Genomic DNA, 24,884 nt, shown 5'->3' on the forward strand with positions numbered 1-24,884 from the left:
GTGTTAAAAAATATGAAGTTAAGTTACATTTTTTTTTGCTTATCGAACCATGAATATAATTCAAGATTATTATACACGGTATCCCAAATATCATGACCTCTATCTTTCAATTTTGTAAACGCTACGTTGTAATTCATTTTTTTTAAGCGAGCAACCATCTCCTCTGCTTCTGAAACTGGAATAACCGTATCATCCTCACCATGAAATACTCGGATTGCTAATTTTTTATTCATCCAATGTGCGTATGGAGAAGGCGCCATACTGCTAACTATAGCTAAAGCAGCAAAGGTATCTGGATATTCAATTACCATCTCCCAAGCAGCTACTCCTCCTCTACTTAATCCTGATAAGTATATTTTTGAAGGGTCTACTCTATTATTTTTCACTATACTATCTAATAATTGCTTCACGGCAATTATATTCCACATTTTTCTATCATCTAAATGCTGTGGAACCAAAATCAAGAAGGGAAACTTAGTACCGTTAGTTAACAAATCGGGAGCTAAAAATTTTTCGTTTTTTGTCTTAGGAATACTTCCTGAACCATGTAAAAAAAGTAAGATTCCATATTTTTTATTGGTAGTCTTTTGGTAATCTTCTGGATAATATAAAAAATAATTAATCTTAGCTTTGGATTGAACCACAAAGTTGTCTTCAACTAATTTGGATTGGGCATTACTTTTAAAAAAAACTACAAAAAAAAGTAAAAACAGAAAGTATAAATGTTTTTTAAACATGCTATTCTAGATTAAGAACAAAAGATACAAAATCTAGACTTTTAAACTAAAAAAACCTCACTAGCAGTGCGAGTGAGGTTGTACAAAATACTATAATAAATAACTTTGTTATTTTGCGCGCAACTTTTTAATAAGCGCTAAAGTTTCTCTAACCGTTTTTTCTAAACCTGCGTAATCTTCGTTCTTTAATATTTCGCTACTAATTAATTTAGAGCCCATTCCCACACAAGTTACACCAGCATCAAACCAACCTTTTAGGTTAGCTTCATCAGTACTAACACCTCCAGTAGGCATAATACTTGTCCAAGGCTGAGGGCCTTTAATTCCTTTTACAAATCCAGGACCATATAGATCTCCAGGGAAAAGTTTTACTATTTCGCATCCTAATTCTTCAGCTGCATTAATTTCTGTTAATGAACCGCAACCAGGAGACCATAATACTTTTCTTCTATTACAGACTTGAGCAATATCTACTCTTAAAGAAGGCGTAACTATAAAATTAGCACCCATTTGCATAAACATAGATGCGGCAGCTGCGTCGGTAATTGACCCAACACCTAAAATCATTCCAGGAAGTTCTTTTATAGCATATTTGTTTAATTCAGAAAAAACCTCGAAAGCGAAATCTCCTCTTGCGGTAAATTCCATTAAACGAGAACCACCATCATAACATGCTTTTAAAACCTTCTTTCCCAAATCTATATTTGGGTGATAAAACAACGGAACCATTCCGTTCTCTTTCATCACATTTGCAACTTCAATTCGAGTGTACTGTGCCATTTTTTAAATATTGTTTTAGTTTTAGAATTAGGCCAATGTAAAAGAAAATCAACCTACTTTTTAATTTTAATTATTGCTAAATTGATTTCAAATGTACAATTTTAAATTTTTATTTAAACGATTAACCATCAATAAATACGCAATAAAAATTAAAATTCACAATTTAATTCTTCTTCGTATTAAAAATGAATTATAAGCAAGTAAAACAAAACACCTAGTGCTAAAGTTGTGCTAAAAATTGATGTAAAGCAGGATTTTCATTTTCTTTTTTCCAAACGGCAAAAAGAGATGTGGTGTGCTTTACATTTACTAATTCTATAAATTTAATTTTGTAATTAAATTCGTCTCTTAACGAATTTGGTACAATAGCAATTCCCATTTTATTTTCTACTAATTTAAAAATAGTAGGACCATGAATAGATTTGTGGGAAATTTTTGGACTAAAACCATGATCTGCACATAAATTTAAAATTTGTTGATAATACAGCGGACTATTCTCATTTGGGAAAAGAATAAAAGATTCCTCAGCGAGCTCGCCCAAATTAGTAAATGTTTGCGCATTCAATAGGTGATCTTCTGGCAAGACTAAGGAGAAATTTTCAGTATAAACCAATTTAAGTTGCATATTGGAGGTTACCGAATTAGACCGCATAAAGCCCACATCAATAGTGCCGTTCTCTAGCGCTCTTAATTGTTCCTTATTTATAAGTTCCTCTAATTTTAAATTAATTCTTGAATTCGCCGTACTATACGCTTTTATTATGGGCGGCAAATAGCGGTACATAGCCGAGCCTACAAAACCAATAGTTAACTGTCCTTCTATTCCATTTAACTGCGAATGCCAAAATGCAAGCGAATCATCTACTTGCTTTAATATGCTATTTGCTTGCGGTATTAACAACTCCCCTGCTTTAGTTAACTCAACCTTTCTGTTGGTTCTTTTAAATAATTGCACACCAAGAATTGCCTCTAACTGTTTTATCTGTTGACTCAATGCAGATTGTGACATTAGTAAAAGCTCTGCGCTCTGGGTATAATGTAAATTTTCCGCCAATACCAGAAAATAACGCATTAAGCGCAATTCTAATTGATTTGTTCTACTTATCATTATTACTATAATAAGAATTGTTTCAAATTAAAAGTACAGTTATTTTTGTCAAAAAATAACGTTTGCCATGAAAAATAATAAAATAGAAGTTTTTGAAGCCATACTTGATGCACTATTCATTCCTTATAAGAATAACGTTCCAGATGTATTAAAAGTTACGAATGGCATGATATCTGAAGGAATTATTACTGATGAAAATGAAATCGTAAATGACCATATTGCCTTTAGAACCTTGGGTGTTCCAAATTTAGGTATTACCTCTTTTGAAAAAATATTCTTATACTATGGATATGAAAAAAAAGACTACTACTATTTTGAAGGAAAAAAATTAGATGGTTATTGGTATGCACCGCCAGCGGATCATTTACCACGAATTTTCATGAGCGAATTAAGAATAAAAGACTTGTCTGAAACTATTCAAGAAATAATTTATCGCTACACCAACCATATTACCAGTGACCCTGTTGATGCTATAGATTTAGACAATATAACAGAAGTTGGAGCTTTCTTTACAAAAGCACTTTGGGAATTACCAACGCTATCCGATTACTTAACTTTAGCAGATGAAAGTGAATATGCCGCATGGGTAATTTATAACCGTTATTATTTAAACCATTATACTATAAGTGTGCATGATTTACCAGAGAACTACAATACAGTTGAAAAATTTAATGTATTTCTTGAAAGTTTACAGATTAAATTAAATACTGCTGGCGGTAAAATTAAAGTGAGTCCTGACGGATTATTAAAACAAAGCAGTACAGTTGCAAAAACTTTCGAAGCCACATTTGCAAACGGAGAAACCTATGAAATTTCAGGAAGCTATGTTGAATTTGCAGAACGTTTACCTTTAAAGGATTTTGCGGATAAAGGTTTAACAAATTTTACACGTGAACAAAGACGCGACGGTTTTGAATCTGCCAATGCAGATAAAATATTTGAAAGTACTTATAAGGAACAGACTAGCGCTATGTAGTACGTATTTAAAATCTAAGCTAATTACTTACTATAATTTACAAAAAAGCCTCTGAAAATTCAGAGGCTTTTTTGTGATGGCAGAAGGATTCGAACCTTCGACCGCCTGCTTAGAAGGCAGGTGCTCTATCCAGCTGAGCTATGCCACCATTGCAAAAAGCAAAATTAATTCTACTTGTTTGCGGGTGCAAATATACTGTTTTCAATAAATAACTTGCAATTAAATTTTAAGTTAATTTCTATGCTTTTAAAAATAATATTTAAGATGCTAAAAATTAATACATTAAATAAGATTAATTTTTAGAAAAGTTGTAATACTACATATACAGGAAGATGATCCGATGGGTATTTTAAATCCTTAGAATCACTTAAAACAGCATACTTTACAACATTTATATTTTTTGATGTAACAAATACATAATCAATTCTTCTAGTTACTGGTTGTGAAAATCGAAAACCATTAAAAGTACCTTCAGGACCAAATACCACATCTTGAGCAATTTCCTTAGTATCGCTAAGTGCCAGTTTTACTTCATCAATAATTGGGTTGTTAGGCTCTAAATTAAAATCGCCCGTTAACACTACTGGGTAATTTTTGGTATTAACTGCTTTAATTTTTTCCAGTATTAGAGCCAATCCATTTTTTCTAGCTTCATTACCAACGTGATCTAAATGCGTATTAAATACCCATAATTTTTCATTCGTAGTTATGTTGGTGAATAAACCAAAAGTACATATCCTATTAATAGCAGCATCCCAACCTTTAGAAATTTTAGTTGGTGTTTCCGATAACCAAAAAGTTTCTTCATTTTCTACAGTAAACTTTTCAGCATTATAAAAAATAGCTGAATATTCACCATTATCTCCACCATCACGACCTATACCTATATATTTATATTGGGTTAAACTATCATTTAAATATTTGGTCTGATTTGGAGTTCCCTCTTGAATACCAAAAATATCTGGATTATAAAACTTGATTTGTTCTAGCACAAAATCCTTTCTATTTGGCCATGCATTTTCACCATCCGAAGCAACATCTAACCTAATATTATAGGTCATTACCGTTGTTTTTTGAGCTAAACAATTTGCAACAACCAACATAAATAATGCTAAAGAACTTACAGTTTTTATCATATAATTAAATATTAATTAAATTCGTTTTTAGTTCTTAAAAGTAATAAACCTAAAACGGTTATACCGGCATTTACGGCTATATTAACAAATCCAAAATCAAAATTTAACACAAGCGAAGAATATTCACTCAACGCATAAGTTGTTATTGGTGCTAATAAACAAACTATTGGAACCCACTTATCATTTACTGTTATTTTTGTAAACATTCCAAACATATACAACCCAAGTAAAGGTCCATAAGTATATCCTGCAACTTTAAAGATTAAAGATATCACATCGCCTTTACTGTTTGCAAATAGCATAATTATAGCAAAGACCAATACCGAAAATCCGAACAGCACCCAGTTTTTTAGTTTTTTTCTTTCAACACTTGTTTTGTGCGATATATCTAAAAAATCATAAGTAAATGATGTGGTTAATGCTGTTAAAGAAGAATCTACACTTGAAAAAGAAGCTGCAATAATTCCTAATAGAAAGCAAATTCCCGCAATAACTCCTAAATGATTTAAAGCCAAATTAGGAAAAAGCGTATCTGTATTCAAGAGTAATCCGGCATCATCTGTAGCTAATGGAATTCCGTTTTTATTGGCATAAATATACAGTAGCACACCAAGCCCTAGGAACAAAAATTGTGTTACCGCAAGTATTAAACTATAGGTTAGTGTATTTTTCTGAGCATCCCATTGGTTTTTACAGGTAAGTGTTTTTTGCATCATATTTTGATCCAAACCAATCATTGCAATGGCTACCAAAATTCCGGCTATAAATTGTTTAAAAAAATTATTACCAGAACCGCTATCCCAATTAAATATGCTAAAATACTCGTGTTTAGCAATTTTACTAACCGTTTCAGCAAAAGTGATATCAAAAGAATTTACAATGGAGTAAATAGAAATTACTGCACCTAATATTAAGAAAACAGTTTGTAAGGTATCTGTCCAAACAATTGTCTTAATTCCAGATTTATTGGTGTATAACCAAACAAGTAGTAAAATAATAATTATAGTTACAGGAAAGGGAACATTCAATGTATCGAAAAGCGCAAATTGCAATATTTTTCCAGCTAGTAAAAGTCGTAACGCGGCCCCGAAAGATTGAGAAACCAAAAAGAACAAAGAGCCTGTTTTATAAGAACTATTACCAAATCTGTTATTTAAATATCCATAAATTGATACCAATTGTAATTTAAAATATAGTGGGATTAGTACAAAGGTTATAAACAAATACCCCACTACATTGCCCAAAATAAACTGAAAAAAATACAAACTGTTATTGCCCACCATACCAGGTAGTGAAACAAATGTTACTCCAGACAATCCAGCGCCTACCATACCAAAAGCTACCAAAAACCATGGTGATTGTCGGTCTCCTGTAAAGTAAGATTCGTCACTTCTATTTTTTGATGTGAAGTATGAAATAGACATTAAAATAAGGAAATATATGGCGATTATGCCTAAAACTAAGTATGGATTCAAAATGATAATTTTATAGTATGATGAAAATACTATTTTTAATCTATATGTGATTATATAAACTCAAATATTCCATTAGAAAATAAACTACACAATAAATACCCAAGCAAATAATCTAAAATAAGCTAATACTAAAAATGCTAATCGACATGTAATTACCATTCGTCGACACTTAAGTGCGTTTCATCTACAGCCAACAGAGTACTTCTTTAATAAAAATGAATCTTTGTCATCTAAATACAAATGTTATGGACGTATTATTTATTGAAGACGATGCTATTGAAACAATGAAACTTCAAAGAACGGTTTCTAAACTTCAATTAAAGCACAATATAGTAGAAGCTAAAAACGGTGAACAAGCTTTAGAAATTTTAAAAGCTAGTTCAAAACTACCAGATATTATATTATTAGACTTAAATATGCCAAGAATGAGTGGTATAGAATTTCTAAAAATATTAAAAGCAGATGCTAATTATAAATACCTACCAACAATAATTCTTACAACTTCCGAAAATAGAGCCGATTTATTAGAATGTTATAAGGTTGGTATTGCAGGTTATGTTATTAAGCCTTTAAAATATGAAGATTACGAGACCAAATTAAAAGCCGTTTTTGAGTATTGGCAAACTAATGAGCTAGTAAAGGCATAGGATTATCGACGTTTCACAACATTTTTTTCATAAAAGGTACTAATTTTCCTACTTTTAGCGAATTATTAATATTTATTTATGAAAGGTATTGTATTTACAGAGTTTTTAGAAATGGTTGAAGCCAAATTTGGTCTTGAAGTAGTTGATTCCATTATTGAAAAATCTGATTTACCATCGGAAGGTATTTATACCTCTGTTGGCACGTATAGTTTTAATGAAATGGTAAGCCTAATTACGCATCTCAGCGATGAAGTAAAAGCTCCCATGGGAGATTTAATCTATGCCTTTGGCCTCTATCTTTTTAATGGTTTAGGTAAGTCTCACCCCGAAGTTATTGTTAATTACAATAATCCAATTGATCTTTTATATGCTATAGAAGATCATATTCATGTTCACGTTAAAAAATTATATCCAGATGCTGAATTACCAAAATTCAAAATTCTGGAAAAAACAGATTCATCAATTTCGATGATCTATTCTTCATCTCGAGGATTATATCGTTTAGCGCACGGACTTATAGAAAAAACTTTTGAACATTTTAATGGAAAGGCCAAAATCACCTTTGAACTTTTAAAGGAGGACGGAACTGAAGTTAAATTTGATATTATCCAAAATGGATAACAAAGAAGTTCTATTATTAAAAAAAGCCCTAGATAGGCAGGTAAAAGCCCGAAAACAGGCAGAAAGCATCTTAGAATCAAAATCTAAGGAACTTTATGATACCACACGTCATTTGCAAGAAGCAAATAGTAGGTTAGAAAATATGCTTTCTGAAAAATCGTCCGAACTTGAAGGTATTTTTATAAACATTGTTGATCCATATGTAGTGATGGATTTAACAGGTACGATTATAAAAATGAATAATGCTGCGAAAGATTTTTTTGGATTATCGAATGTAAAAGATCAAATTAATCTAAGTGGATATGTACATGAAGACTATATTGAATATACCTACAGTGCTTTTAAGACTTTGGTTGAGGTTGGTACAATTAAAAATTATCGCCCAAAATTAAAACTTAAAAATGGTGCTGAAAAGTATGTTGAAGTTAATGGCAGTCTTATTTATAACAAAGATCGTGAACCTATTGGAGCACAAGGCATACTTAGAGATATTAGCCAAGAAACTGAAATTAAACAACTACTTGCAGAGCAACGCAAACAATTAGACATTATAGTAGAGAATTCTCCTCTAGGTATTATTCTTACTAATAATGATACAATAATTAAAGCAAATACGGCTATATTAAATCTTCTTGGATTTGAAGAAGGTGAACTCAAAACACAATCATTACATAGTATATCGCAAGCTGAAGATGAAACTACGGCAAATTCTTTAATGCAAAAAATGAATGCTGGAGAATTAGATAATTTTTCGGTAGTGAAAAAATTCACAAAAAAAGATGGCGGCTATATTCAGGCAAAAACTTCGATAAGCGCAGTTAAAAACACTAAAGGCAATATTGATTATAAAGTTGCTATTATTGAAGATATTACCAAAGAGTTAGAAGCAAAAGAACAACTTAAAAATTCTGAAAACCGACTTTCCTCTTTAATCGCTAATTTACATACCGGTATTTTAGTGGAAGATGAAAATAGAAATATTGTACTAACCAATAAGATGTTTTGTCATTTTTTAGATATTAATACTCCACCTCACAGATTGGTAGGGATTAATTGTGATAATGCAACCAAAGAGAACAAACATTTATTTAAATATCCTAAAAAGGAGATGGCAAGAATAAATGAAATAATTCTAAACAAAGAACTTGTCCTCTCAGATGAAATAGAATTGGCCAATGGTCGTATTTTAGAACGTGATTTTATTCCTATTCTTAACAAGGGGATCTACAATGGAAATTTATGGACCTATACCGATGTTACCATTGCCCGTAATTACAAGAAAAACTTAGAAATTCAAAAAGAAAAATACAGTAGTATAATTGCGAACATGAATTTAGGTTTGGTTGAAGTTGATAATGATGACATTATACAATTAGTAAACCAAAGTTTTTGCAAAATGAGCGGTTATATTGAGCGAGACCTTATTGGAAAAAAAGCCACATCGATACTTAAATTTAAAAATGAAAATATAATAGCTGAAAAGGCAGAAAATAGACTTAAAGGCCAATCGGATTCATATGAGGTTGAAGTTTTAAACCAACTAGGAGAATCCAAACATTGGCTTATTAGTGGTGCTCCTCGTTATGATGAAATGGGGCGTGTTATTGGATCTTTAGGGATACATCTTGATATTACAGAGCAAAAAAGATTAGAGTTACAAAAAGAAAGTTTAGTACAAGAATTAGAGAAAAGCAACATTGGTTTACAAGAATATGCGCATATAGTTTCGCATGACTTAAAATCTCCTTTACGCAGTATAAGCGCACTTTGTACTTGGTTAAATGAAGATTATCATGATAAATTAGACGAAAATGGTAAGTACAATTTAACTATGATGCAGGAAAAAGTAGAGGCCATGGATAGTTTAATTGATGGTATTTTAAAATACTCCACCATTAGTAGTGATAATGTTGAGAATTCATCGGTAGATGTAAATGAAGTTATAAAAGAAATAACCGATATTATTTTTATCCCTGAGCATGTAAAAATTGTAACCACAAGTACGCTGCCCACTTTATTCGCAGACCGAACTAAAATTCATCAATTAATACAAAATTTCTTGAGTAATGCCGTAGTACATATAGAACGTGAAGAAGGTTTAGTAGAAATCGGATGCGAAGATAGAGACACGCATTGGGAATTTAGTATTAAAGATAATGGTGTTGGAATACCCAAAGAATATCATGAAAAAATATTTAAAATATTCCAGTCCGTTGGAAACAAAGAAAGATCAACAGGAATAGGACTTTCTATTGTAAAGAAAATAATTGATCTATACCAAGGTAAGGTATGGCTAGAAAGTGAAATTGGTGTAGGTACAACCTTTTTCTTCACCCTTAAAAAATAATTATGAAAACAGTTCAAGCAATAAAAGAAAAAGGGAAAGATTGGAACTTTACATCAGAAAAACTACATCTAAAAAATCCTTTAGTACTAGTTTTTGGTAATAGATTTTCACTAGAGTCTTCAACAATTCACAAAGAAATAGATGCTTTATTTCCTGATGGACATATCGTTTTTGGTACTACTTCTGGAGAAATTTTAGGCGAAAATGTCTTTGATGAAAGTATTACAATAACAGCTATTGAATTTGAAAAAAGTCGGTATGTTATCCATTCAGAGAACATTCAAGAATTTGATAATAATTCTGAAAAACTTGGAGAAGCCTTAGCCAGTAAATTCAACAAAGAGGGATTAAAACATTTGTTTATAGTTTCCGATGGAAGTTTAGTAAATGGTAGTGCGCTTATTCATGGATTAGAAAAAAATAGTAATGATAAAGTAAGTATAACAGGTGGTTTATGTGGAGATGACACTAGATTTGAAAAAACATTAGCATCTTATAATGCCAATCCAAAGCATGGTGAAATTGTAGCCATAGGCTTGTATGGTCATGATTTAGAAATAACCTGTGCAAATTATGGAGGCTGGAGTCCGTTTGGTCCAATTCGTAACATTACAAAGTCAAAAGAAAATGTATTATACGAGCTAGACGGTAAGCCTGCGCTAGATTTATATAAAAAGTACTTAGGCGATAAAGCAAATGAACTACCGCAAGCAGCTTTGCTATATCCTTTAAGTTTACGTGTAAAAGATAGCAATGAAACGGTAGTACGTACCATTCTAAATATTGATGAGAAAGAAAATACAATGATACTGGCAGGAGATGTGCCTGAAGGCTCTACCGTGCAATTAATGATGTCAACAGTAGATGATATTGCCGAAGGAGCTTCTAAAGCCGCTATGTATGCCATGCGTAACAGAACAAAAAAACCGGAACTTGCGTTATTAGTTAGTTGCATAGGTAGAAAACTGGTAATGAACCAACGTACGGAAGAAGAAATTGAAGAGGTCATTGAAACTATAGGTAGTCAAGCTGTAACAACAGGTTTTTACTCATATGGAGAATTATCACCGTTTACTAATCAAATTGGATGTAAATTGCACAACCAAACAATGACTTTAACACTTATTAGCGAATAATGCACTCACTTTTAAAAAGACAAATACGAAAATATTTACCAGAAAATTTAAAAAATTCTGAGGAGGTTGCTGTTTTTTTAGATGCCATAGATAGATCGTATACCGACTATGATGAAAAAGCTATGATGGTGCAAAGGGCTATGAATTTAAGCTCCGAAGAACTTTTTAAAGCCAATCAAGACTTAAGAGCCGAAACAGAAAGTCAAAGAAAAACATTAAATATTCTTGAGAAGGCACTTGCAGTTTTAAACAATTCTAAAGATGATACAAATACCAGTGCAACTAATTCAAAAGATAAATTAGAATTTGATGCATTAGAAATTGCCGCTAAGATAGAACAGCAGGCAAATGATATTGTTAAAATGACAGCTGAAAAAAATACCATGCTGAAAAATTTAGAGCGCCAAAACGAAGCATTGAATAATTATGCCCATATGGTTTCTCATGATTTAAAATCACCCATAAGAAATATCAACGCCCTTATGTGTTGGATTATGGAAGAAGAAAAGGCCAAATTTTCAGAATCTAGTATTGAAAACTGTAATCTAGTTTCCCAAAATATTGAAAAAATAGACGGACTAATAGACGGTATTTTGAAACATGCAGTAATCGATTCTTTAGATGAAGAAAAGATTAATTTAGATTTAAATAAACTTATAGAAGAAATAAAAAATACGATATATTTTCCAGAGACAACAAAAATTAATATTTCAAGTTCCCTCCCAACAATACTTGCTGAAAAATATAAAATAGAACAAGTTTTTAAAAATTTAATAACTAATGCCATTACAGCAACAGAACATAAAGAAAATGGTCTTATCACTATTGCCCTTATAGAAGATGACAATTTCTGGAAATTTGCTATTTCCGATAACGGAAAGGGCATACCTGACAAGCATAAAGAAAGTATTTTTAATATGTTTAAAAAATTAGAAAATAATTCTAATGCCACAGGAATTGGCCTTGCATTGGTTAAAAAAGTGGTAAATATTTATGAAGGTGATATATGGTTAGAATCCAAAGAAAATATAGGAACAACTTTCTTTTTTACTTTAAAAAAATAATATGGAACAACAGCCAAATTTAAATTATATACACGACCTATCGGGTGATGATAAAGAATTTGAAAAAAAATTCATCAACGTGCTTAAAGAAGAAATTCCACTTGAAAAACAAGAGTACCTAAATGTTATAGCAAATAAAGATCATTTAGCGTCGGCATCAATAGTACATAAGTTAAAGCATAAGCTTAATATACTAAGTTTAACGGATGACTATAAACTTGCTGTAACGTTTGAAGAAAACTTAAAAAATAAAGATTTTAGCTTAAACGATAAATTTTTAATTATCTTGAACAAAATTGAATTGTATATAAAAAACTTATAAATCTATGAATTGTATTATAGTAGATGATGAAGCTGCTGCTCGTATGATTGTTGAACAACTTTGTTCAAAAGTTCCAGAATTAGACGTTATAGATTCCTTTTCAAATGCCATGGATGCTATTAAGTTTCTAAATCAGAATACCGTTGATGTGGTATTTTTAGATATTCATATGCCTGGCTTTTCTGGGATAGACTTTGTACAAACTTTAAAGAATCCTCCTAGAATAGTTCTAACCACCTCTGACACGAATTTTGCTATAGAGGCCTATGAGTACGAACCAATTGTAGATTACTTAGTAAAGCCAATTACACAAGAGCGTTTTGAAAAATCCATAGTTAAAATCAAAAGTGCTTTAAGTAAAAAAACAGTTACTGATCAAGTTTCCACAAAAACTGCCTCTAACGCTGAGGAAGATATTTACATAAATATTGATCGTCGACTAATTAAACTTAAGCTTGACGATATTTTAATTATAGAAGCAAAAGGTGATTATATTGATGTGAAAACAGAAAAGAAAACCTATAGAGTTCATAATACATTAAAGAGTATTAAAGACAAACTTCCAGAGAATATATTTTTACAAATACACCGTTCGTTTATCATCAATTTTACAAAAATTATAGATATAGAAGACAATAGTGTCTTAATAGAAAAAAGTGTAATTCCCATAAGTAGGTCAAATAGACCAGAATTAATGCGCAGATTAAATCTTCTATAAAATCATACAAAGCCCCCCACTTTACCTTACCTTTCTCCACTCCATACTTTTAAATTAACTTTCAGCTTTCAGATCTTAATTATCCTCATTCTTAAATTATAGTTCTAGTATACCTAGCACTAATAATTCCTTGTTAGTATAATTTTTCTTGGTTATACCTTTTTAAAGAGGGCAATATTAAAATATATAAAATATGTAGTCTATTACTTACAATATATTGTTATTTTTCTCGTTAAATATTAAAACTTAAAAACCTACTAGTATTATGGCATTACAAATTCAAGAAAATTATGGTATACATTCCGTAATTGGCCACCTAGGGTCGCAAAACATTTCACATTTGAGAAATCACATTCAAAAGTTGATGACAGTAAAAGATTCAATCATGATAAGTATTGAAAATGTCACGAGCATTGACACCTCAGCAGCCAAAAGCCTCGAAGTATTATATAAAGAAGCTGCCAGTAAAAATATTGTTCTTTCAATTTTTGGTAAACAAAACCAAAAAATACAATCCTCAATGATGCAAAGTAAAACCCATTATATTTTAAGTTCAGATAGAGTTTAGTTTTAGTTAGATTAAGTTAAAAAAATGCCACCTAAATTTAGGTGGCATTTTTTGTTTTGAAGAATTAATGAATTTAATTATTTACAAATCGTTGGGTTTTATTTTCTTGTAAAAGAAAGGTTCTTTTAAAAATAACCATTTTACTTTTAATCCCATTTCAGTAAATTCAAAACCAGCAGCTGTGGCAGAGGCTATATTACTATATTTTGCATATACATTACCACTCCATCGTTTAGAAAATTGATGCTGTACTCCTGTTTCAGCTCTAAAAATTACTGTACGCTCATCTTCCTCTACCTTTTGTAATCCGCTAGCAGCAGATAACATAAATTTGGTTTTCTCTGAAAAATCAACTCTTAAATCTCCAAATATTTCTAGGGCTTGATACTTACTTGGACTAAAGTAAATTGTTGGCACTTGGTCTTGAAAAGTAATGTATTGATAGTTTACACCCACTTTAAATTCCGGTTTTTTAAATACATTATAATAGAGTGATGTAAACAGTAAATTTCTTACGTTATCATCTGTTTGCTGCGTATGCATTAATTGTGTGTACCATCCTAATTTAAAATTGGTGCCCAAATTATAATTCAGCCCGTAATGGTTCATCACAATCTCTCTTTCTATTAATTCAGCGTTAAAACTCTGTACTTCTCTTTGGTAACCTAAATCTAAATTCTGCAGTCTAAAAGGTACCATTTGTAATTTTAAATCTAGTATAGGCTGGGTATAAGATTGATCTGTAAATCGTGAGTTATTAATTCCGAATACCGCTTTTAAATTTGTCTTAGGGTATATTTTATAAGTAATACCTCCAATTAATACATGGGAGCTTGCTTTATTAAGCGTAACCGAATTTTCTGTGGTTCTAAATTGATAGCTAAAAGTTGTTTGCAATTTAGTTGTTATAGGAATATTAAAATTAGTATTACTCGAAAAAGCAACATTATTACCATTATCAAAAGTGTAAGCAACATGCTCTTCTACGCTTGGTGTAAATTGTACATTTAGTTTATCAATAAAACTTAAGGCATCTTTTTGATCCTTAAAGATTCTTAAAGTTTGAAAAGCTCCCAAATAAGCAGGAATTATTCTGTCTGAAGCAAATAAGGCATTTGCTTTACCTAAATTCCCATCAAAAGAGGTACTATCTCGACCTAATATTTCATCGTAATTAGCAAGACTTAATTTAAAATTTGCAGTATACATTCCCAATGTTGCTTTCAATGCTGCAACCCAGTCTCTATTTGGATAATCTATATCTAATTGTTTTATCTCTGTTTTTGCCTGCGCATATTTGTTGTTCCAAATTAATGCTTGTACATAGCGATCTAGGGTTTGTTCCGTAAGCTTTGCATCATTAACCACTTGTACTTTTTCTTTAGCCAATTCTGCCACGCGTAAGGCTTCTTTATCATTTTCACCAATATGTTCGGCTAAAGCTATACCGTTTAAAGCAGTAATAGAATCTTTTTGATTTGTAGCATATCGTTTATAGGTTTCTTTTGCTTTTTCAGTACTTTTTATAATAAGGTATACGTTGGCTAAATTTAGTAAGGCATCTTTATCTTCTGGGAAATCCTCAAATATTTCATTCAAATACTGTAATCCTTGTTCATAGTTTTGCTGGTTTACAAATGCATTAGCATAGCCAAGTTTAATATACTTTCTTGAAACCTTTGCGCTTTCATTTGTTGGTTGTAGGGCAATCGCATTATTTACTATTTCTAAAGCTTGGGGATATTCTTTTAAATTAGATAAGGTATTAGCATACCCCAGAACTGCTCCAAAATTTTCTGGATACTGTGCTACTAATTCTTTATATAAAGGTTTTGCTTCTTCATATTTTTTATCCCATAAAAAAGATTCGTTATAATTTATCTGTATTTCAAAATCACCAGGATATTCTTTTAGCAAAGCGTTAAACATTGCATTGGCCTTAGCGGGTTCTCCGCTTAAACCTACTGCCCTACCATAACAAAGTTTTGCTGTTTTATTATCCGGATCTGTTTTTAAATAGTTGTTAAAAAAAGTCTCCGCTTCCTCAAAATCTCCTTTTTCTAATAATTGAAACCCTTTGTTAATATCCATTTCTTGCGCAAATATTAATTGACCAAAAAATATAATCATTAAAAGGATAAAATTGTTTTTAAACATTTTGTACGTTTTTTACTACACTTATGATAACGATGTTTTTCTTAAAATATTAGTGCAATGCTAATTTTCATTGTTACCATAAAACTAGAACCTTAAGATTTTTTCTGGAAGTAACAAAACTTTCATTCGTCTACAGTAATTTACTATTGAGCTATAGCGGCCACATAAAAAAGGTATAAATCATCAAATTTGATCTCAAGAATAGACAACAAGGCTGTATAAATTATAAAATTATTCAATTTATAAGTATATTCTTACAATAATTTAAAGATTAAACGTTATCTATAGATATAAGAATGGCTAACGCCTATTCAATTATAAAATAACTAACGACCATAAAAATGACAACCATAAAACTATTATTACGAAAAATTTCTCCTGAACAACTGTTCATGGTTAGTGTATTGGTAGTAAATGGTGGTAATTATATTTACAATTTATTATTAGGTAGAATTTTAGGCCCAGAAGCGTTTGCCGAAGCCGCACTACTAATTACCTTATTATTAGTACTATCATTCGTTGGCATGACTTTTCAGTTAGCAACAGCAAAATTTGCAGTATTATTTACTGGTGATCAATGGCTTAGTTTTAAAAATAGGAGTTACAAACAAGCTACAATTTTCGGAATACTTGCAGGTGCACTCGTAATTATTTTCTCTAAAAATTTACAAGCAATTTTTCATACCCAAAGCCATTGGATGTTTGTTTTATTTGGAATTGGCATTCCCTTGTATTTTTTTATGAGCGTTAACAGAGGTACTTTTCAAGGACACCAAGATTTTAAAAACTTATCCATTACCTATCAAACTGAAATGTGGAGTAGGTTACTTTTAACACTTGCTCTTTTATTTTTAATTCCATGGGAGCCATCTTTTTTAGTGGCATTGGGTATAGGCTTATCATTCTTATTTGGTTTAATTCCTTCTAATTTAAAGGATATTTCATTTAAAAGTAAAGCTAGATTATTACCCAAAAACTCGAAGAGAGTAACTCAATTTATGCTGCTGACAGCATGTTATGAGTTCACCCAAATAATTATAAACAATAGCGATATTCTACTAGTAAAACATTACTTCAATGCACTTGACGCAGGATTATATGCCTCACTTGCGCTTATTGGTCGTGTAGTTTACTTTGTTGCATGGATGTTTGTTATGTTGCTATTACCAACCGTTGTACAAAAACAAAAAGATGGTGAACCCACAGCGCCTACTTTATTTAAATATGTGGGTTATATAGCATTGTTATCGGCATTTATTGTTATTGCATGTTATATTATGCCAGAATTTATTATCACTATTATGTTTGGTGATGCCTATATTTCGATGGCAGGACTTTTATGGCAATATGCTTTAGCAACATCATTATTTGCTATTGGAAATATTTTCGCTTATTACTTTTTATCATTAGATCATTATGTTCCGGTTATTTTATCCGGACTCCTGGGCATGTCGCAAATAGTTTTAGTAATGCTATTTCATGAAAGCCTTGAAATTGTAGTACAAGTACAAATAATAGCCATGGCAATATTATTAGGTGTGCAAATCACTTATTTTTTGGCTAAAAAATCACATTTATAAAAAATACATATACCAAATCAAAAAAAACAAACCCAATGAAATTAGCAATTGTAACAGCATTTCCGCCTAGTAAAGTAACTTTAACAGAGTACGGATACCATTTAGTTAAACATTTTAGATTACAAGAACAAGTAACCGAATTAATTCTAATTTGTGATAAAACCGAAGGTGCAAAAGACCTTAACTTTGAAGAGAATGGATGTAAAATTACAGTAAAAGAATGCTGGAGTTTTAATAGTTACAAAAACATCTTTAGTGTAAACAAAGCATTATCAGAAACCAAACCTGATGCAGTATTTTTTAACCTTCAGTTTTTAAAGTTTGGAGATAAAAAAATACCTGCGGCATTAGGACTGCTTTTACCTGCTATATGTAGACTAAGAGGTATTCCAACAATATCATTACTACATAATATTTTAGAACAAGTAGATTTAGAAAATGCTGGTTTTACTGAAAACAAAATACTACAAAAAATCTATAATTTTATAGGAACTACTTTAACCAGATTTGTACTTGCTTCTGATGTTGTTGCAGTTACAATAAGTAAATATGTTACTATTTTAGAAAAAAAATATAAGGCAAAAAATATTGCTTTAATTCCCCATGGCGCGTTTGAAACCCCTCCCACTCCATCTTACGATTTGCCAAAAGGTCCAAAACAAGTAATGGCATTTGGTAAATTTGGAACCTATAAAAAAGTAGAGATTTTAATAGAAGCTATTGAAATCATTAGAAAAAGAACAAAAGAAAATATTGAAATTGTTATTGCAGGAACAGATAGCCCAAATACTCCGGGTTACTTAGACAATGTAAAAAGCACCTATAGTGCTGTTGAGCAAATAAGATTTACAGGTTATGTAGCGGAAGAAGATGTTGAAAAAATATTCAGAGATAGTGCAGTTGTAGTGTTCCCATATACTTCTACAACAGGTAGTTCAGGAGTATTGCACCAAGCTGGTAGTTACGGAAATGCGGTAGCACTACCTGATTTAGGAGACCTAAGTATTTTGGTTAAGGAAGAAGGCTATCGTGGTGAATTTTTTGATGCTGATAATCCAGAATCTTTAGCAGATGCAATTCAAAATATTATTACAAATGATACATATAGAAGAAGTTTAGGCCATGCTAATTATACGGCTGCTTGTTCCTTACCTATGTCCACAATTGCAGAAATGTATTTAGATAATTTTAATCAAATAATTAACAAAAAAGCTGGTTTGCCCGAATTACAAAAGGACAATGCTTAAAAATATATAAAACTTGGTTAGTGGTTATGTGTTGTAATGGAGAGATCCACATTTTAGGATCTCTCTTTACTATAATCTCCAGTAAAAACGTTTAGAAAAAATTAAACTTTTGGTTAGTGGTTATGTGTAGTAAAGGGGAGCGATACTTGTTATTGTCTACCCTTTATGTTTGATAATACTTTAAAAGCAGGTTTTGGATTACCAATAGTATCTAAACATCCAAAAAAGTGCTGTTTTTTAGTTTTCCAAGGCAAACTACCTGCAACTGATTTTGGCACACTCTTAAAATCGTATAAGGTCCAAAACATAAACGGAATATTTTCTTTATACAGAATGTTCTGCATTTCTTCATAATAGGCTAATTGTCCTTGTTCATCTGCTCCTCTGTATAAATTCCAAAGTCCTTTATAAGAAGACATCCCATATTCTTGTAACAATTTAGGCTTATTCGGCACTAAAGATTTTAATTTATCATGAGCTTGTTTAAAATCACCCACCGCTCTATAGTAGTGATACGATACAAAATCTACATCATCAGATAATTCTACAGCAGCTTCTGGCGACGACCAACCAATCGTTACCGGATGATTTGGGTCTAATTGTTTAATATTTATAATCATTTGTTCTAGCCACCCAAGAACCCGATGTTTACCTCGCGCATCAAAATCTAAATCTGGTTCATTTTTAAGGTCCCAACCTAATAGGGCAGGATGTTCTTTAACAGCATTTACAATAGCCTCTGCATGTCTGTGAGTTAAAGTCCAATTAGATACATCATAATCGCCATAAAAATCAAAAAGCGTTATTAATACGTCTAAGTTGTTCTTTTCCGCTGCATCTAATACTTTTTTAAGAAGCTCTATTTTTTTATAGTTCGCCATACTCTTTCCAAAATCTTCATATTGAATAAAAATTCTAATGGTATTTAAACCCATTTTATGAATAATTTTAAAATCTTGATCTATTATGGTATCATTAAAATGTTTGCCAAATGTATCCCATGGCGAATCTTTTGGATAATAATTTATCCCTTTTAAATTTTTAATTTTTTCAATTTTAGAAGTAATATCTCGGTTAGAATAATTGGTAGTATCCTTAATATTTTCTATTTCTTTTAAATGCCGAATACGCCAAAAACCATCTTCCAATAGCATCATTACATGATAACTAATCGTATCTCTTTCTGTAAAAAGTAAATCTTCTCCAGAATAGATTTCTTGATATTCGGTAACGTTGTGATCTTTAAAAACAACCATGGTACCATCGGTACTATAAAAATCAATCTCAGGATTATGGTTAAGTGTTGTACGCTTATACCAGTTATTGTTTTGTAGGTTAAGATTTATATTTTCGTATAAACGAACACGCGCACTATCTGTATAAAAATCTTCAATACCGTAATAATCGTTCTTCTTAAAAGCAATATTCCGAACATGCCATGCATTCATGTAATCATTGGTGATTTCTCCCAAGGTTTGTTGCTCCATTGGCCTACCAGGATTCTCCAAGCTTACCCATTCCACCTTAGGCCTGTACACTTCATCCATAGGCACTTCTAAATGCAGCATAGACGTACGGTCTGCACCGGTGTTTAAAAAAACCATCGCAGAGCCAATACCAGATATTATCAAGGCATTTATAGCAACAAAGGTTACTATAATTATCGTTCTGTAAAGTGTTTTATTTAGTTTAACCGCCATTAATTTCTTTGATTATTTCTTTTTTAATACCCACAGCTTCGATTATAAATTTATAGGTGCCATCTGGTAAATACTCCGGACTTAAAAATATGTTGCTCACTCCTTTTTTGGTAGTTGTTTTTTTAGTTTCAATAAATTCCCCAGTAGAAGAATAAATATCTAACTGAACTAAAATACCATCTGGCACAAGCTGTTTCATAAAACTTTTCAGTGGTCCTATATCTAAATTTCTATTGCCTTTAGAAAAGTAGATTTCATAATCGGCAATCGCTGTTTTAAAGGAGACATTTATAGCATTGCTTTTAGAAGCTCCAGTAATATAGGCTTGTATATTCCATTCGGCAGCTGCAGCAGGGTGTAACGTTCTAGCCTCTACAACGCCGTCTATAGTAGTTCCTACAGTATATAAATAAGCATCTTTTTGATTTTTAATCATAAAAGTAACTAGCGTACCGTCACTTACTACATTACCAAATTCATCTTTTATTTTATCCGATTTAAATTTTATAATTTGATTGCCATCAGCAAAATCATGATCCATGATGGCGTCTATTTTAAAATCGGTTGAATTAGCAGGAAATACAATTGTGGTCAATTCGTTTGAGGTAGTACCGTTACATAAAGCCGTAACTAAAACTCTACCCGATTTTCGTGGCGATCTAACATTATACCACGCCATTAAATTGTTCGTAGCGACTTTTATATCACTAATTTTTTCTAAAAATTGGGTTTTAATAGTTACTTCAGTGCTATTACTAACTGTATTGTCATAAACATCAGTTGGCGCTATGACTAGCATGGAATAATCATTATCGCCTGCGGTGATGCTCCGAGGGCCAAAATAGGTCTCCATATTAGTGCCTTTTTCTGTCATAGGAATGATATCTATATTCCCTTTCAGTAATGTTTCATTTTCTTGAATTAGTTTCCAAAAACACAGCCCTGCTTTACGGGTGAAATTTGTGGGAAGTGTAAAAACAATTTGGTCATTTTGCTTTTGATAAGGCAATAACAAAGTTCCAAATGCATTTTTTATATGCAATTTTATATTTTCCGATTGTTGGTCCGCAGTAAAAACAAGTCGAATAGAATCCCCAGCTTTATAGTTTGTTTTTTGAGTAACCAATGAAGCTTTTATAGGCACAGTCCTTGGAGCTTCCTCTTTTTTAGAAGAGCATCCTAGCGCAAATAGAATATATAAAATAATTAATTTTTTATACATATTATTTTGGGTTCCCTATATAACTGTTAATCTCAAATTTTAAATAATCAAATCCAACTCCTTTAAAGGGTTGTGTTTGATCAAAACTATGGGTAAAATCGCGATTTGGGAATATTTTATCTGAAATCGCGGCATTTGGTAAACCATTTACAAAACAATTTTTTAAACTAGTATTAATTACCTCTAAACTATCTAATTGAGTAGGCTTGTAATTAAAAAACTGCTTTCGTTGTATTCGCACACCTTCAGGAATAAATTTATGATCCACCCAAAGTAATTCATGCTCTTTATTGTAATAAGAAACAATTAATTGCGGAATAGTAACTTCTTGTACACCCGAGTTAAAGAGCACACCATTAAATCCCTGATTGGTATATTCCAAATCTTGTAAAGCAACATGTTTATACAAATCTGTATTAGCAGTATTACCTGCAGACTGTATATTAAACTTTGTGGGTTGCTCGTCAAAATCTACTGGTGTAAACTGATCAGGATCAAAAGTTGGTGGCAAAGTATCTTTGGTGGAAGACCATGCAATTCCTTCAAAATTTATTTTAAATGCAGTGGTTTCTTTTGGCATTAATTTATGCTTCATGTGGTATTTAGCATTATAATTTGCCAGCTCTTTATTCATGCCATTATAAAGTGTTGCCTTAATAACCACATCAGCCGGAACATTATCTACATTCTGAATTTCTCCTATAATACTATACTGACCTCTATTTTTAACCAACTTAGCACTAAGTATCTCTAAAACAGGTTGTTTTAACACATCTTCATGATAGGTTTGTTGTGTAGTTATTTTTCTTCGACCATGATTATAAAAAGTGGTGCCATTCGCCGTAAATAACTGATCTGGAGGAATATCATTATCAAATTTTGATGGTTTTATATACCATTTACTTTTTCTCTTAACTAGTTCATGGTAATCGTTGCTATAAATACTCTCCAAAGGTGTAATCCATCTGGTGACAACTTTAGCCTTTGCACTAGTTGGTGTTTCGTCATAAATTTCAATACCTAAGGAATCTAATTTAGCATAAGAACTCAGAATGCCATCGGTAACCGATACTTCTAGCATATATTGAGCAATATCGACATTACTTTCAGGATCTAAATAGGAATGAGCTGTAGAAAATTCTTTAAAATCTAAGGCATCATAATAAGCTTCCACTACATTATTGGCAGAGTATTGCGCTACATTTTTAACATAAAACAAATAAATTCCATAACCTAAACACAGTAATAGCATAAACGCCCAAACAAAAGATATATAGAGCAATTTTTTGGGGAACTTATTATAAGGCAACTCTAATTTCATAAATGATGGAGGCTCTATTTTTTTAGACTTAAGAAGTCGCACCCAAATAAGTTGAATGTTTATAAAAAATGCAATAAGTACAGTTGATATGGGAATAATACCCCACATAATTTTCATGATAGTAGGCACATCTTCCTTTGGCATTATTTGCGGTATAGGAGGTACATTTAATTTCTCCCAAACCATGATTCCGTTTTCTAATTGTTGCAAACGCTGCCATCCACAATAATATAATATAGGATCGTAGAACTTATCATTAGAAAAAATATATTTTAGATTGTATTTTTCGGGTACTGTTAAAAACTGCTGTAAAGAACCAATACCTTCTACCCCACGAAATTTAGAATTTTCAATTCGCTCTATGGCTCTTGTTGTTAATTCTGGAAGCCGTCTTGCGGAGTGGTAATTACCATCAACGGTCATAGCAGTTGTTTGCGCAGAAAGCCATGCCATTTGATCGCCAAAACCTAGAGGCAAATAGCGCCATGAATCATGCGAATCTGCTCCTAAAAAATTCACTATAGGCAACATGTTAATTTTTGCCGGTTGTGATGGTCTAAAATACCCAAGAGTCATAGTAAATAGCACCATAAATAACATTCCACCTGCAACTAACCCACCGAGCACCCTATGAAAAACACCACCAAATTTTTCTTGAATAAGAACTTTTATATCTCCTTCCACCATTCTATAAGCAAATTCTGCAAATATGGGTAGTGCCATTACGGTTGCCCAAAGTGTAAACCTATCTAATGTGAGAATATTAAAGGCGGCATCGCCTAACATAAGTAAAGGAATTGGCGTTGTACCACCTGTTCCTAAAATTGTTAATAACGCAAAAGAAAGTCCAAAGAAAATATATCTTTTACTGAAAAACCTATAGAAAAAATAAGGCATTACAAATAATAAGATACCCCAAGGGATCACAAAAAAGACAAGACCTGAAGAGGTAATTTCTAAAAAATTATCACGAGATCCATGTGGTATAGCCACTTGGGTAATTGGGTTTCTTTTAGAATTATACCAATAGGGAAAAATACAAAATACAATTAGAAAAATACCACTAAATCCAAAAATGGCAATTCGTTTTACGTGCTTGATTGTGGTATTTATAAATACTTTAAAAGTAAGTTCTTTATATGAGTTTACTCTTTCTCTAGCCGCATCCATAACGGCCATTCCCATTAATGGAGCTATAAAAAAAACCATTCCAAAAATAGGCGTAACATGATGAGAAGTTACGGTTACAGCAAGCATAGAAACCGTTGTAAAATAGTACCTTATCTTCCCGGTTTTTATCCAAAGATAAATTTCGGTCATGGAATGCAGGAGAATAGATAAGGCTGTTATACTAGGTAATTGCCCAAAAATATGAAGTGTTTCTACAAAAGTGGATGAAAAAACCGCTAAAACAGATCCATATCCGGCTATTCTACGACTACCTGTCATTAATAAAGTATACCTATATACGCCTGTGATAAATAGGACTATTGCAATAAGTGCTACGGTATACATACCAAATTTAAGTCCTCCAATATATGAGAGTATTCCTATAACTTGATGCACTAAAGGAGGATATGATTGTACCGTAAATCCAGTATACCATCTATATTCCCATGGATCAAACCAACTATCGGCATAATGATCCGCAAAGAACAAATGTATCAATGCATCATAGGTAGATTCTAGAGTAAAGAAAATAGCAGATCCATGAAATGCAAGCCCTACAATTAACGAGAGAATTAAAAGGGTATTAGTTTTTTTCTTCATTTAGAAAGCTTCGTAGGAAAATATAACACCACCAAATATATAAAATAATAAATTTAATAAGGTAATACAACAAGAAACTAAAAACTTCGTTATACAATAGTTGTTTACTTTGTTTTTTGTAAGAATTTACATCTTTTATAAACTTTACATATCGTAATTAAAGATTTATTTATCTACAGATATCAGTTAGTGAACTACAGTAAAATGTAAATAAACATAGTAATTAAAAAAACAAATCATCTAGATAGTACT

Annotated in this window: 20 protein-coding genes and 1 tRNA gene; 11 read left to right on the forward strand and 10 right to left on the reverse strand. The window is 31.6% G+C overall.

Features of this window, described 5'->3' with window-relative positions:
- Positions 1-23 precede the first annotated feature (23 nt).
- From B8963_RS08715 to B8963_RS08725, 3 genes are all read right to left on the reverse strand, one after another.
- Positions 24-737 carry a carboxylesterase family protein gene (locus B8963_RS08715; RefSeq protein ID WP_084061125.1) on the reverse strand — a complete coding sequence of 238 codons (714 nt, stop codon included), beginning with the start codon at positions 735-737 and terminating at the stop codon, positions 24-26.
- 108 nt (positions 738-845) lie between these two features.
- Positions 846-1,517, reverse strand: a complete 672-nt coding sequence (locus B8963_RS08720) for a bifunctional 4-hydroxy-2-oxoglutarate aldolase/2-dehydro-3-deoxy-phosphogluconate aldolase (RefSeq protein ID WP_084061126.1) — start codon at positions 1,515-1,517, stop codon at positions 846-848.
- Between the two features lie 220 nt (positions 1,518-1,737).
- Positions 1,738-2,625 carry a LysR family transcriptional regulator gene (locus B8963_RS08725; protein WP_084061127.1) on the reverse strand — a complete coding sequence of 296 codons (888 nt, stop codon included), beginning with the start codon at positions 2,623-2,625 and terminating at the stop codon, positions 1,738-1,740.
- Between the two features lie 67 nt (positions 2,626-2,692).
- On the opposite strand from B8963_RS08725, the gene B8963_RS08730 reads away from it, so the two are divergent.
- The gene (locus B8963_RS08730) at positions 2,693-3,601 is read left to right on the forward strand and encodes a DUF1338 domain-containing protein (protein WP_084061128.1); all 909 of its coding nucleotides are present in this window, start codon (positions 2,693-2,695) and stop codon (positions 3,599-3,601) included.
- Positions 3,602-3,675: 74 nt separating this feature from the next.
- On the opposite strand, the gene B8963_RS08735 is transcribed toward B8963_RS08730, so the two are convergent.
- The 3 genes from B8963_RS08735 to B8963_RS08745 form a co-directional block, all read right to left on the reverse strand.
- A tRNA-Arg gene (locus B8963_RS08735) sits at positions 3,676-3,749 on the reverse strand.
- Positions 3,750-3,900: 151 nt separating this feature from the next.
- Complete coding sequence (locus B8963_RS08740; protein ID WP_143312498.1) at positions 3,901-4,737, reverse strand: endonuclease/exonuclease/phosphatase family protein; 837 nt, start codon at positions 4,735-4,737, stop codon at positions 3,901-3,903.
- A gap of 11 nt (positions 4,738-4,748) precedes the next feature.
- Positions 4,749-6,212 carry a sodium:solute symporter gene (locus tag B8963_RS08745; RefSeq protein WP_084061129.1) on the reverse strand — a complete coding sequence of 488 codons (1,464 nt, stop codon included), beginning with the start codon at positions 6,210-6,212 and terminating at the stop codon, positions 4,749-4,751.
- 245 nt (positions 6,213-6,457) lie between these two features.
- Between B8963_RS08745 and B8963_RS08750 the strand changes: the two genes are divergently transcribed.
- From B8963_RS08750 to B8963_RS08785, 8 genes are all read left to right on the forward strand, one after another.
- Positions 6,458-6,859: a response regulator gene (locus B8963_RS08750; protein WP_084061130.1), complete on the forward strand. Its 402-nt coding sequence runs from the start codon at positions 6,458-6,460 to the stop codon at positions 6,857-6,859.
- Between the two features lie 78 nt (positions 6,860-6,937).
- Positions 6,938-7,480 (forward strand): heme NO-binding domain-containing protein, encoded by a 543-nt coding sequence (locus B8963_RS08755; protein WP_084061131.1) that lies wholly within the window; start codon positions 6,938-6,940, stop codon positions 7,478-7,480.
- A complete protein-coding gene (locus B8963_RS08760) occupies positions 7,473-9,827 on the forward strand; it encodes a PAS domain-containing sensor histidine kinase (RefSeq protein WP_084061132.1) in 2,355 nt (784 codons plus the stop codon). Before B8963_RS08755 ends, B8963_RS08760 begins: the two co-directional genes overlap by 8 nt.
- A 2-nt stretch (positions 9,828-9,829) precedes the next feature.
- Complete coding sequence (locus B8963_RS08765) at positions 9,830-10,963, forward strand: FIST signal transduction protein (RefSeq protein ID WP_084061133.1); 1,134 nt, start codon at positions 9,830-9,832, stop codon at positions 10,961-10,963.
- Positions 10,963-12,027, forward strand: a complete 1,065-nt coding sequence (locus B8963_RS08770) for a sensor histidine kinase (RefSeq protein ID WP_084061134.1) — start codon at positions 10,963-10,965, stop codon at positions 12,025-12,027. Before B8963_RS08765 ends, B8963_RS08770 begins: the two co-directional genes overlap by 1 nt.
- Position 12,028: 1 nt before the next feature.
- Complete coding sequence (locus tag B8963_RS08775; protein ID WP_084061135.1) at positions 12,029-12,349, forward strand: histidine kinase; 321 nt, start codon at positions 12,029-12,031, stop codon at positions 12,347-12,349.
- Between the two features lie 4 nt (positions 12,350-12,353).
- Positions 12,354-13,067 carry a LytR/AlgR family response regulator transcription factor gene (locus B8963_RS08780; protein ID WP_084061136.1) on the forward strand — a complete coding sequence of 238 codons (714 nt, stop codon included), beginning with the start codon at positions 12,354-12,356 and terminating at the stop codon, positions 13,065-13,067.
- 265 nt (positions 13,068-13,332) lie between these two features.
- The gene (locus B8963_RS08785; RefSeq protein ID WP_084061137.1) at positions 13,333-13,635 is read left to right on the forward strand and encodes an STAS domain-containing protein; all 303 of its coding nucleotides are present in this window, start codon (positions 13,333-13,335) and stop codon (positions 13,633-13,635) included.
- A gap of 81 nt (positions 13,636-13,716) precedes the next feature.
- On the opposite strand, the gene B8963_RS08790 is transcribed toward B8963_RS08785, so the two are convergent.
- Entirely contained in the window at positions 13,717-15,792 is a 2,076-nt protein-coding gene (locus B8963_RS08790; RefSeq protein ID WP_084061138.1) for a tetratricopeptide repeat protein, read from the reverse strand.
- A gap of 341 nt (positions 15,793-16,133) precedes the next feature.
- Here B8963_RS08790 and B8963_RS08795 point away from each other — a divergent pair, with 341 nt between their 5' ends.
- The gene (locus tag B8963_RS08795; protein WP_084061139.1) at positions 16,134-17,372 is read left to right on the forward strand and encodes an oligosaccharide flippase family protein; all 1,239 of its coding nucleotides are present in this window, start codon (positions 16,134-16,136) and stop codon (positions 17,370-17,372) included.
- Between the two features lie 35 nt (positions 17,373-17,407).
- The gene (locus B8963_RS08800; RefSeq protein WP_084061140.1) at positions 17,408-18,619 is read left to right on the forward strand and encodes a glycosyltransferase; all 1,212 of its coding nucleotides are present in this window, start codon (positions 17,408-17,410) and stop codon (positions 18,617-18,619) included.
- Positions 18,620-18,768: 149 nt separating this feature from the next.
- On the opposite strand, the gene B8963_RS08805 is transcribed toward B8963_RS08800, so the two are convergent.
- From B8963_RS08805 to B8963_RS08815, 3 genes are read right to left on the reverse strand one after another with little or no spacing between them, the layout of a single operon-like run.
- Complete coding sequence (locus tag B8963_RS08805; RefSeq protein ID WP_084061141.1) at positions 18,769-20,319, reverse strand: glycoside hydrolase family 2 TIM barrel-domain containing protein; 1,551 nt, start codon at positions 20,317-20,319, stop codon at positions 18,769-18,771.
- Positions 20,309-21,541, reverse strand: a complete 1,233-nt coding sequence (locus tag B8963_RS08810; RefSeq protein WP_084061142.1) for a hypothetical protein — start codon at positions 21,539-21,541, stop codon at positions 20,309-20,311. Before B8963_RS08810 ends, B8963_RS08805 begins: the two co-directional genes overlap by 11 nt.
- A gap of 1 nt (position 21,542) precedes the next feature.
- Complete coding sequence (locus B8963_RS08815) at positions 21,543-24,632, reverse strand: hypothetical protein (RefSeq protein ID WP_084061143.1); 3,090 nt, start codon at positions 24,630-24,632, stop codon at positions 21,543-21,545.
- Positions 24,633-24,884: the final 252 nt, after the last annotated feature.

The organism is Cellulophaga tyrosinoxydans (genome assembly GCF_900176415.1).
In the GTDB taxonomy this organism is placed as follows: Bacteria; Bacteroidota; Bacteroidia; order Flavobacteriales; family Flavobacteriaceae; genus Cellulophaga; species Cellulophaga tyrosinoxydans.